General features: G+C 66.0%; 8 protein-coding genes and 2 pseudogenes. 2 read left to right on the top strand and 8 right to left on the bottom strand.

Features of this window, described 5'->3' with window-relative positions; translation table 11 throughout:
* Nucleotides 1-34: 34 nt before the first annotated feature.
* The 6 genes from purU to J7360_RS19785 form a co-directional block, all read right to left on the bottom strand.
* Nucleotides 35-913, bottom strand: a complete 879-nt coding sequence (purU, locus tag J7360_RS19760) for a formyltetrahydrofolate deformylase (RefSeq protein WP_172955890.1) — start codon at nt 911-913, stop codon at nt 35-37.
* 210 nt (nt 914-1,123) lie between these two features.
* Nucleotides 1,124-1,516 (bottom strand): XVIPCD domain-containing protein, encoded by a 393-nt coding sequence (locus J7360_RS19765; RefSeq protein WP_007968381.1) that lies wholly within the window; start codon nt 1,514-1,516, stop codon nt 1,124-1,126.
* A gap of 214 nt (nt 1,517-1,730) precedes the next feature.
* A complete protein-coding gene (locus tag J7360_RS19770) occupies nt 1,731-2,609 on the bottom strand; it encodes an NAD(P)-dependent oxidoreductase (protein WP_057659515.1) in 879 nt (292 codons plus the stop codon).
* Between the two features lie 34 nt (nt 2,610-2,643).
* Nucleotides 2,644-3,762 (bottom strand): NADH:flavin oxidoreductase/NADH oxidase, encoded by a 1,119-nt coding sequence (locus J7360_RS19775; protein ID WP_057659513.1) that lies wholly within the window; start codon nt 3,760-3,762, stop codon nt 2,644-2,646.
* A 59-nt stretch (nt 3,763-3,821) separates the two neighbouring features.
* A complete protein-coding gene (locus J7360_RS19780; protein ID WP_022557979.1) occupies nt 3,822-4,703 on the bottom strand; it encodes an NAD-dependent protein deacetylase in 882 nt (293 codons plus the stop codon).
* Between the two features lie 253 nt (nt 4,704-4,956).
* A complete protein-coding gene (locus tag J7360_RS19785; protein ID WP_057659511.1) occupies nt 4,957-5,892 on the bottom strand; it encodes an alpha/beta hydrolase in 936 nt (311 codons plus the stop codon).
* Nucleotides 5,893-5,980: 88 nt separating this feature from the next.
* Here J7360_RS19785 and J7360_RS19790 point away from each other — a divergent pair, with 88 nt between their 5' ends.
* Nucleotides 5,981-6,409 (top strand): MerR family transcriptional regulator, encoded by a 429-nt coding sequence (locus tag J7360_RS19790; RefSeq protein ID WP_007968372.1) that lies wholly within the window; start codon nt 5,981-5,983, stop codon nt 6,407-6,409.
* Nucleotides 6,410-6,428: 19 nt separating this feature from the next.
* Here the strand turns inward: J7360_RS19790 and J7360_RS19795 are convergent, their stop codons facing one another.
* A complete protein-coding gene (locus tag J7360_RS19795; protein WP_209034592.1) occupies nt 6,429-7,688 on the bottom strand; it encodes an MFS transporter in 1,260 nt (419 codons plus the stop codon).
* 96 nt (nt 7,689-7,784) lie between these two features.
* Here J7360_RS19795 and J7360_RS19800 point away from each other — a divergent pair.
* Nucleotides 7,785-7,934, top strand: a pseudogene (locus J7360_RS19800) (LysR family transcriptional regulator); the annotation flags it as partial.
* Between the two features lie 44 nt (nt 7,935-7,978).
* On the opposite strand, the pseudogene J7360_RS19805 reads toward J7360_RS19800, so the two are convergent.
* Nucleotides 7,979-8,330, bottom strand: a pseudogene (locus J7360_RS19805) (resolvase); the annotation flags it as partial.

Here is an 8,330-nt window from a genome sequence, read left to right on the forward strand (position 1 = left end):
CCCATTCCCCAATCCCCAATCCCGACTCCCCGCCTCATCGAAACACCACCGTGCGATGTCCATTGAGCACGATGCGGTGTTCGACGTGGCGGCGCACTGCGCGCGCCAGGACCAGCGATTCGATGTCGCTGCCCAAGCGGACCAGGTCGCGCGGGGTCATGGCGTGGTCCACGCGGGCGACGTCCTGTTCGATGATGGGGCCTTCGTCCAGATCTTCGGTGACGTAGTGCGCGGTGGCGCCGATGATCTTGACCCCGCGCGCGTGCGCCTGGTGATACGGCTGCGCGCCCTTGAAGCTGGGCAAAAAACTGTGATGGATATTGATCGCGCGCCCGGCCAGTGCCCGGCACAGCTGCGGCGACAGGATCTGCATGTAGCGCGCCAGCACCACCAGATCGATCTGCAGCGCGTCGACCAGGGCGAGCAGCTGCGCTTCCTGTGCGGCGCGCGTGTCCGCGCTCACGGGCAGATGGTGGAAGGCGATGCCGTAGGAGCCGGCCAGTGCGGCGAAATCGGTGTGGTTGGAGACCACCGCGGCAATCTCCACCGGCAACTGCCGGCTGTGCATGCGGAACAGCAGGTCGTTGAGGCAATGGCCCTGCTTGCTCACCAGCACCAGCAGGCGCGCGCGGCGGCGTGCGTCGTGCAGTTGCCATGCCATCTGGAATTCGTCAGCCAGCACGGCAAAGCGCTGCTCCAGGGCGGCAATGTCGGTCTTTGCCGGTTTGTCGAAATGCACGCGCAGGAAGAATCGGCCACTTTCGTCGTCGCCGAATTGCTGCGCGTCGAGGATGTTGCAGGCCAGGTCGAACAGCAGCCCGGTCACGCGATAGACGATACCGGTACGGTCGGGGCAGGACAGGGTGAGGATGTAGTCGGAGCGCATCGGCGCATGATAGCCAATGCGCGACATCACCGACGCAGTGCTTGCGTCGGTAACTTTTGCCGTGCGGACAGGTACGAAAACCGGCGTGCCATCCAGCCGATGTTTGACGCCCTGACCGTGGTTGCGTTGCGCTCGCGCTGCAAGATGACGCGCAGCCAGGAGGACATGTAGCGCGGCAGTGCAGTGCGTGTACCGATGCCGGTTGCGCGACACCCCCACGCACCTCGGGCAATGCACTCAGCGCGGCGGCAAACGCAGCATCAGCCGCCGGTTGATCTCGTCCAGCTGCGCAAGCGATGCGTCCACCGATGTTTCCATCGCTTCCTGCGTGGTGATGTGTGCACGCAGATGCGCCGGGTCCGACAGCTCGCCACGCACCAGGAACACGTTCTCGCCGATTTCGCCCAGATGGCGGCTGAGCACCACGTAGTCCACCTGATCGAAGCCATGCTGCTTGGCCAGCGGCAGCAGGCGCGCGGCCATGCGCTCGCTCGCCTCGTCCACGGGCTTGCCTAACTCGGCGTCCAGCACGCCGACCGCTTCGCGGATCTGTGCGAACAGGTAGTGGTCCGGGTGCTCGGGATGGTCGGGACCCACCGGGCCCTGGTTGACGACCGGCGCGTCGGTCATCGTGTGCCACCGGCGCAAGCCAGTGCGCGCGGCGCGCGCTCGGTCAAACCGAGCGTGATCTGCAGGTGTCGCATCGCATCCTCCCTGGAGCGGCGGCTGTAACGAGCCGGCATTTTAGAAGGTCTGCTGCATGTTTAGGTGAGCAAGCGGTGGGCCGCCGTGGCGTGAAGCGAAGTGCCTTGCGCAGGACTCAATCCGCGTTGCGCAATGGTGATCAGGCGACCTGCCCTGCGCGCCGCGCCGAGACTTCCGCCAGTACCGCCCAGTCTGCGCTGCCGTCGCCATGCGCAATGGCCTCGTCCAGCCCTGCGCGCAGCAATTCGCCCAACGGCATCGGCACCTGCTTGTCGGCGCCAGCCTGGATGGCCAGGTCCACGTCCTTGCGGCCCAGCGTGGCGGTGAAACCCGCCGGCAGGTATTGGCGCTGCATGATCAGGCGGCCGTAGCCCTGGTAGGCGGGCGCGGCGAACAGGGTGCTGGTGAGCATGCCCAGAAACTGCGTCGCATCTACGCCATGACCGCGTGCCAGCGCACTGGCTTCGGCCATGGCGCCGATGGCGCTGGCCAGGCAGAAGTTGGCAGCCAGCTTCACCGCATTGGCCTGCTCCGGTGCGCGCCCGATGTGCCAGGTCTTCTGCCCCAGCGCATCGAACATCGGCTGCACCCGGGCCACGGCCGCTTCATCGCCGGCGGCCAGGATATTGAGCTTGCCGGCTTCGGCCACCTCCACACGCCCAAGCACCGGCGCGGCCACGTAGGCCACACCGCGCTCGGCATGCAGCGCGGTCAACTCATGTGCCAGCGCCACCGAGATGGTGGCCATGTTGACGTGCACGCTGCCCGCCGGCAGCGCATCCAGTACGCCACGCTCCAGCAAGGTCTGGCGCACTGCGTTGTCGTCGGCCAGCATCGAAAACAGCAGCGGGCCGTGCGCGGCATCGCGCGGTTGCTCCACCACCGTGGCGCCAGCATCGCGCAGCGAGTGAGCGCGTTCGGACGACCGGTTCCACACGCTCAACGCGAACCCGCCACGCAGCAGGTTGTGCGCCATCGGCAGGCCCATCGTGCCCAAGCCCAGAAATCCTATCGGCATGCGGTGTCCTTGTTGGGTATGACGTCAGGTGCAGTCAGTTGGCGAACACGCCCCGCGCATCGCGCGGTTCGCAACGCAGGTATTGCGGTGCCGGAGTGACCGAGGCGCCCAGCGCCGCGGCGGCATGCCACGGCCAGCGCGGGTCGTACAGGATGCCACGCGCCAGCGCGATCGCATCGGCCTGGCCTTCTTGCACAATCGCCTCGGCCTGCGCCGGCTCGGTGATCAAGCCTACGCCAATCACCGGCGTGCTCACCTGCGCGCGGATCTCCTGCGCGAACGGAATCTGATAGCCCGCCTGCAGCGGAATCTGCTGGCGTGGATCAAGCCCGCCACTGGAGACATGGATGTAATGCGCACCGCGTGCATCCAGCGCCTGCGACAAGGCGATGCTCTGCTGCACATCCCACCCGCCTTCGACCCAGTCGGTGGCCGAGATGCGCACGCCAACGGCGATTTTTTCCGACACTGCCGCACGCACCGCATCGAAGATGCGCAGCGTCAGCCGCATGCGATTTTCCAGCGAACCGCCATATGCATCGCTGCGCTGGTTACTCAGCGGCGACAGGAATTGATGCATCAGATAACCATGCGCGGCGTGCAGTTCGATCAACTCCAGGCCCAGCCGTTCGGCACGCGTTGCCGATGCGGCAAACGCGTCCACCACGGCATCGATCCCCGCCTCATCCAGTGCCTGCGGCGCCGGCTGTCCCTGGCGGAATGGCAGCGCCGATGCGGACACGGTCTGCCAGCCATGCGCGTGGTCGGGGGCGATGGCCTCGCCGCCTTTCCACGGCAGATCGGTCGACGCCTTGCGGCCGGCGTGCGCCAGCTGGATGCCGATCGGCATCGGCGACCAGGGTCGTACCGATTGCAGTACCTCGGCCAGGGCCTGCTCGGTCGCATCGTCGTACAACCCAAGATCGGCGTAACTGATGCGCCCTTCCGGCACCACTGCGGCCGCTTCGAGAATCAGCAAGCCGGCGCCGGATTGCGACAACGTGCCCAGATGGATGCGGTGCCAATCGCTGGCGCGGCCGTCCTGTGCCGAGTACTGGCACATCGGCGCAATGACGATCCGGTTGGCGAGCGCAAGCGGACCAAAGGCGATGGGGGAGAACAACTGGCTCAAGGCGGCATCCACAGCTGACATGGGGTGCTTATTGCACTGCGCCGCGCGCGCCGGCACAACCGCTGCGATGGATCACTGCGTCATGCAGAGCGGGTACTGGCGTCATTGACGCTGCGTGCACGCGGCAAATGCGGCGGCGCGTGCAGGAACGCCAGCGCCTGCGCGCAGGACTGCTCCACCTTCAACGTCAGCAGCTCGTCGGCGCGTGTGCGTCCGAAGTTGAGCGCGGCGATCGGCAGGCCGTTGCGCGCAGCGGTCTGCACGAACCGAAACCCCGAATACACCATCAGCGACGAGCCCACCACCAGCACTGCATCGGCGGCCTGCAGATGCGCGAACGCACGCTCCACCCGCGCCCGCGGCACGTTCTCGCCGAAGAACACCACATCAGGCTTGAGCACGCCACCGCACACCGGGCACGGCGGCACCACGAAATGCTCGAAGGCCACATCGTCCAGATCGGCATCGCCATCGGGCGCTTGCGCGGCCTCAAGCGCTGCCCAGCCCGGATTGGCCTGCTCAAGCAACAGTTGAAATTCGGTGCGTGGCATGCGCCGCTCGCAGCCCATGCAGCGCACCACATCGAGCCGGCCATGCAGATCGATCACCGCCTGGCTACCGGCGGCCTGATGCAGGCGGTCCACGTTCTGGGTGAGCAGCACTTCCAAGTGGCCACGCGCCTCCAGCGCAGCGAGCGCATGATGGGTGGCATTGGGTTGCGCCAGACCGAAGCGCGGCCAGCCGACCAGGCTGCGCGCCCAGTAGCGCTGCCGCGTGGACAGCTCGCCCATGAAGGCCTGGAACGTCACCGGCTGCGGGCGCTTCCAGCCGCCTTGCAGGTCCCGGTAATCGGGAATGCCCGAATCGGTGCTGCAGCCAGCGCCGGTCAGCACGAACAGGCGCTGATGGCGTTCGATGAAGTCCTGCAGTGCGTGGTCGTCGTGGGCGAGGACAGCAGTCATGTGGTCATTCTGGAAGCCATGGGAGCACTTTGCACCAGCAGCGCGTCGTTCGCCCGCTGCGACGCAACGGCAACCAGGCCGGCACGCTTGCGCTAGCACAGCATCACACCGTCGTCGGCGTCGTGAAGATGCGCGCGTGACGCGCAATGCATCGCATTGGAGGCATGCCTGTATACGGTACAGCATCATGCGATGGCCGCGCATTCGGTCGCAATCGGTTCGCGTTGCGGGCCAGGGAGGTTGCTGCCGGCGCTCAGTGTGCGGCGCGTAGTTGCTCCACAAACTGCAGTACGTCCTGATTGAAGCGCACGCTGTCTTCCAGAAACGGCGCATGCCCGGCGTTCGGATACACCACGGTCTGCGCATGCGGCTGCAACTGCCGCGCACGCGCCAGCGTCGGCTCGGTGGTCACCAGCGCGTCGCGAGCGCCATACATCAGCAGCACCGGCAGGCGCGTGCGCTGTAGGCCGGCGACATCGATCGACATGCCCTGCACCGCACGCTGCATATCCCATGAGGCCAGGGATGCGTTGGCCAGCAAGGTCTCGAACACCGGTGCCGGCGGTTGGGTGGCGAAGCACAGCCGCAGGAAATCCTGCACCGCCTGCAGATGCGTGCGTAGATCAGGCGAGACCAGATTGCGATAGATCGCCGGATGCGCGCCCAGCTGCTCGGCGCGCAATTCGATCACGCCATCGACGTACACTACGCCGGCAAGCCCGGCATCGCCATGCCGGCTCAGGTAGTTGCTGATCACCGCGCCGCCCAGCGACCAACCCACCAGGACCGCATCGCGCGCGCTCGCGGCCTTCAGCACGGCGGCAAGATCGTCGGCCCAACGTGCGCCCTCTTGGTACGCAGATGCCGCGCCCGGCTTGCCGGACAAGCCATGCCCGCGCAAGTCGTAGGTGATCAGCCGATAGCGTTGCAAGCGCGCATCGTCCAGCTGCGCATCCCAGTTGATGCGGCTGCCGAGCAGGCCATGCACGAACACGATCGCCGGGCCGGTGGTGGCGCCGTGCTCCTGCACTGCCAGGGCGACGCCGTCGGGCGCAATGACCGTATAGCTGCGCGAGGCAGCGGAGGCGGCCGGGCTGGCTTGCGCCAGGGTCGAGCACAACAGCAGCAGGCAGGCCACCAGGTAATGCACCGGCAGCAGGCGGACGACAGGCAGGAAGCGAACAGACATCGTGGTGGGCTCCAGACGAGAGAGCCGCCATCCTCCGGCCTCACACCAATGTGAGGGTCAAGCCTTGCGTGCAACGTATCCTTGCCGCATGACTACATCTTCCGAACCCTCGCTGCGTATTGGCGCGCTGGCGCTGCAGACCGGGGCCAGCGTGCGCTCGATTCGTCACTACGACGCCCATGGGTTGCTGACGTCGTCGCGCAGCGCCAACGGCTACCGGGTTTTTCCTGCCGCGTGCATCGCGCAGGTACGGCAGATCCAGCGCCTGATCGCGACGGGTTTCAGCCTGGACGACATTCTCGGCTTTCCCGATTGCATGCGCCTGGTGGAAGGCGCGCAGATGTGTCCGGAAACCGCGCCCATGCATCGCGCGCGCCTGCAGATGGTCGAGCGTCAGCTGGCCGATCTGGAGCGGCGGCGTGCGCGTCTGTTGGCGACCCTGGCGCAGTCAGCCTCGGATGCAAGGGCTGCCACGTCTTCAGCCGCGCAAACCACACGGCGCAAGGGGGCGCGCTAGAAGCCTCGCTCGCTGTGCATCACTCGCCTCGCGCAGGATGCGGAGCAAACCGGCCATAGGGGCGTGCATCGTCGGCACGTTGGCGCAGCACGTATGCCGCCGCAAAGGCGATCGCCAACAGCGTCAGGCACATGCCGACCAACGCGCCCCAGCCGCCGTGCTGCCAGAACCAGCCACCCAGCGCGCCGATCACGCTGGATCCGGCGTAATACGCCAGCAGATACAGCGACGCGGCATGGCTGCGATGCGCGCCACCGAGCCGGCTCACCCATGCGCTGGCGGCCGAATGCGCAATGAAGAACCCGATCGTCACCACCACGATGCCGGCCACCACCAACGCCAGCGCGTGCGCCAGGGTCAGCGCCACGCCTAGCACGCACAGCACGATGCCGGTCGTGACCACCGGCCCGCGCCCGAACCGGTCCGATGCCGCACCGGCCACCGAGGAACTGACGATGCCGAACACATAGGCGCTGAAGATCAGGCCGATCTGGCTCTGGCTCAAGCCGAATTCCGGCCCACCCAGGCGAAAGCCGGCGTAGTTGTACAGGCACACGAACACGCCCATCAACAGGAACGGCAGCGCGAACAAGAACGGCAGATTGCGATCGCGCAGATGCCCCGCCCAGGCGCGCAGATGAAAGCGCAGGTTGATGCCGTGCCGGCGCACGAAGTTGCGCGACGGCGGCAGCAACCAGAAGAACGCCAGCGCACACAGCAGATCGAACGCGCTCAACACCGCCAATGCGGTGCGCCAATCGGTGTGGTCGGTCAGCACGCTCATCACGATGCGCCCGCTCATGCCGCCGAAGGCATTGCCGGCCACGTACAGACCGGTGGCCGCCCCCATCTTGCTGGCCGGCAATTCTTCGCCCAGGTACACCATCGCCACCGCCGGCACCCCACCCAGCGCGATGCCCGACAAGGTGCGCACCGCCACCAGCGCGCCCCAGTGCGGCAGGAACGCAGCAATCAGGTTGAGCACTGCCGCGATGGCGATCGACACGAACATCAATCCGCGCCGGCCCAGGTTTTCCGACACCGCGCCAGCGCAGAAGATCGCCAGCGACAGCGGCAGCGAGGCGGTCGCTGCGTCCACCTGGAAGGCGCGCGCGAATTCCGGCAGCACCGGCTGCACGCTGTACAGCAGCGAGAAGGTGGCAAAGCCGGCCAGAAACAACGCCACGCGAATGCGCGCCGCTGCAGGGGCATCGGTGCCGGTGTCGGAACGCGTGGAGGGGTCAGGCAGCGAGCCCGAGCGATGATGGGAGGAAGACACAGCAGTACACATGCGACGTGGGAAGGCCAGTATTCGCCTGTGGACACCCCCTGTCCAATATATGATGGTGGCAGTTTCCATATCTGGAACAGATGGATGGAGCTGCGCCACCTGCGTTATTTCCTCGCGGTTGCCGAAGAAGGCAACTTCACCCGCGCTGCCGCGCGCGTGGGCATTGGGCAACCGCCGCTCAGCCAGCAGATCCAGACCCTGGAACGCGAGCTGGGCACGCCCTTGTTTCGGCGCACCCACAGGGGGTTGTAAGCCGGAACCCCAGAAAAATCCGTCTCTCATTTCCAGCCGCCATCGCATTCGTCCCAGAACGAACCGGTTGCCTCGTGCTTGACACTCATGTCATCGACCACGCAGTTGCGCAGCTCGGCCAAATGCAAGATTTCGTGCAGTAGATCGTCGATCTGCTGCTTCAAATCCGCATCGTCGGCGTAACGAATCACCAGTCGGTATTCGGTATCACTGAGCTTTGTGCTCTTGTGCGAGGTGGCGATCAGGTCGTCGATGTCCTCCCGAACCCGCTTTTTGCCTCGGGTGAACTTGCTCCCGTTTTCGACATGGAGCCAGAGAATCACGGCAACCGATGCCGCCGCCATGAGTTCCGTGCTCGGTGCCGGTGCGCTGAGCTTT

Origin of the sequence: Xanthomonas sp. D-99, assembly GCF_017746145.1 — a bacterium.
GTDB lineage: Bacteria > Pseudomonadota > Gammaproteobacteria > Xanthomonadales > Xanthomonadaceae > Xanthomonas > Xanthomonas cissicola.

Excerpts from the sequence above, each read along its gene's own strand:
- J7360_RS19780 (WP_022557979.1), bottom strand. The coding sequence starts at position 4,703 with ATGACTGCTGTCCTCGCCCACGACGACCACGCACTGCAGGACTTCATC.
- J7360_RS19785 (WP_057659511.1), bottom strand. The coding sequence starts at position 5,892 with ATGTCTGTTCGCTTCCTGCCTGTCGTCCGCCTGCTGCCGGTGCATTAC.
- J7360_RS19790 (WP_007968372.1), top strand. The coding sequence starts at position 5,981 with ATGACTACATCTTCCGAACCCTCGCTGCGTATTGGCGCGCTGGCGCTG.
- purU (WP_172955890.1), bottom strand. The coding sequence starts at position 913 with ATGTCGCGCATTGGCTATCATGCGCCGATGCGCTCCGACTACATCCTC.
- J7360_RS19770 (WP_057659515.1), bottom strand. The coding sequence starts at position 2,609 with ATGCCGATAGGATTTCTGGGCTTGGGCACGATGGGCCTGCCGATGGCG.
- J7360_RS19765 (WP_007968381.1), bottom strand. The coding sequence starts at position 1,516 with ATGACCGACGCGCCGGTCGTCAACCAGGGCCCGGTGGGTCCCGACCAT.
- J7360_RS19775 (WP_057659513.1), bottom strand. The coding sequence starts at position 3,762 with ATGTCAGCTGTGGATGCCGCCTTGAGCCAGTTGTTCTCCCCCATCGCC.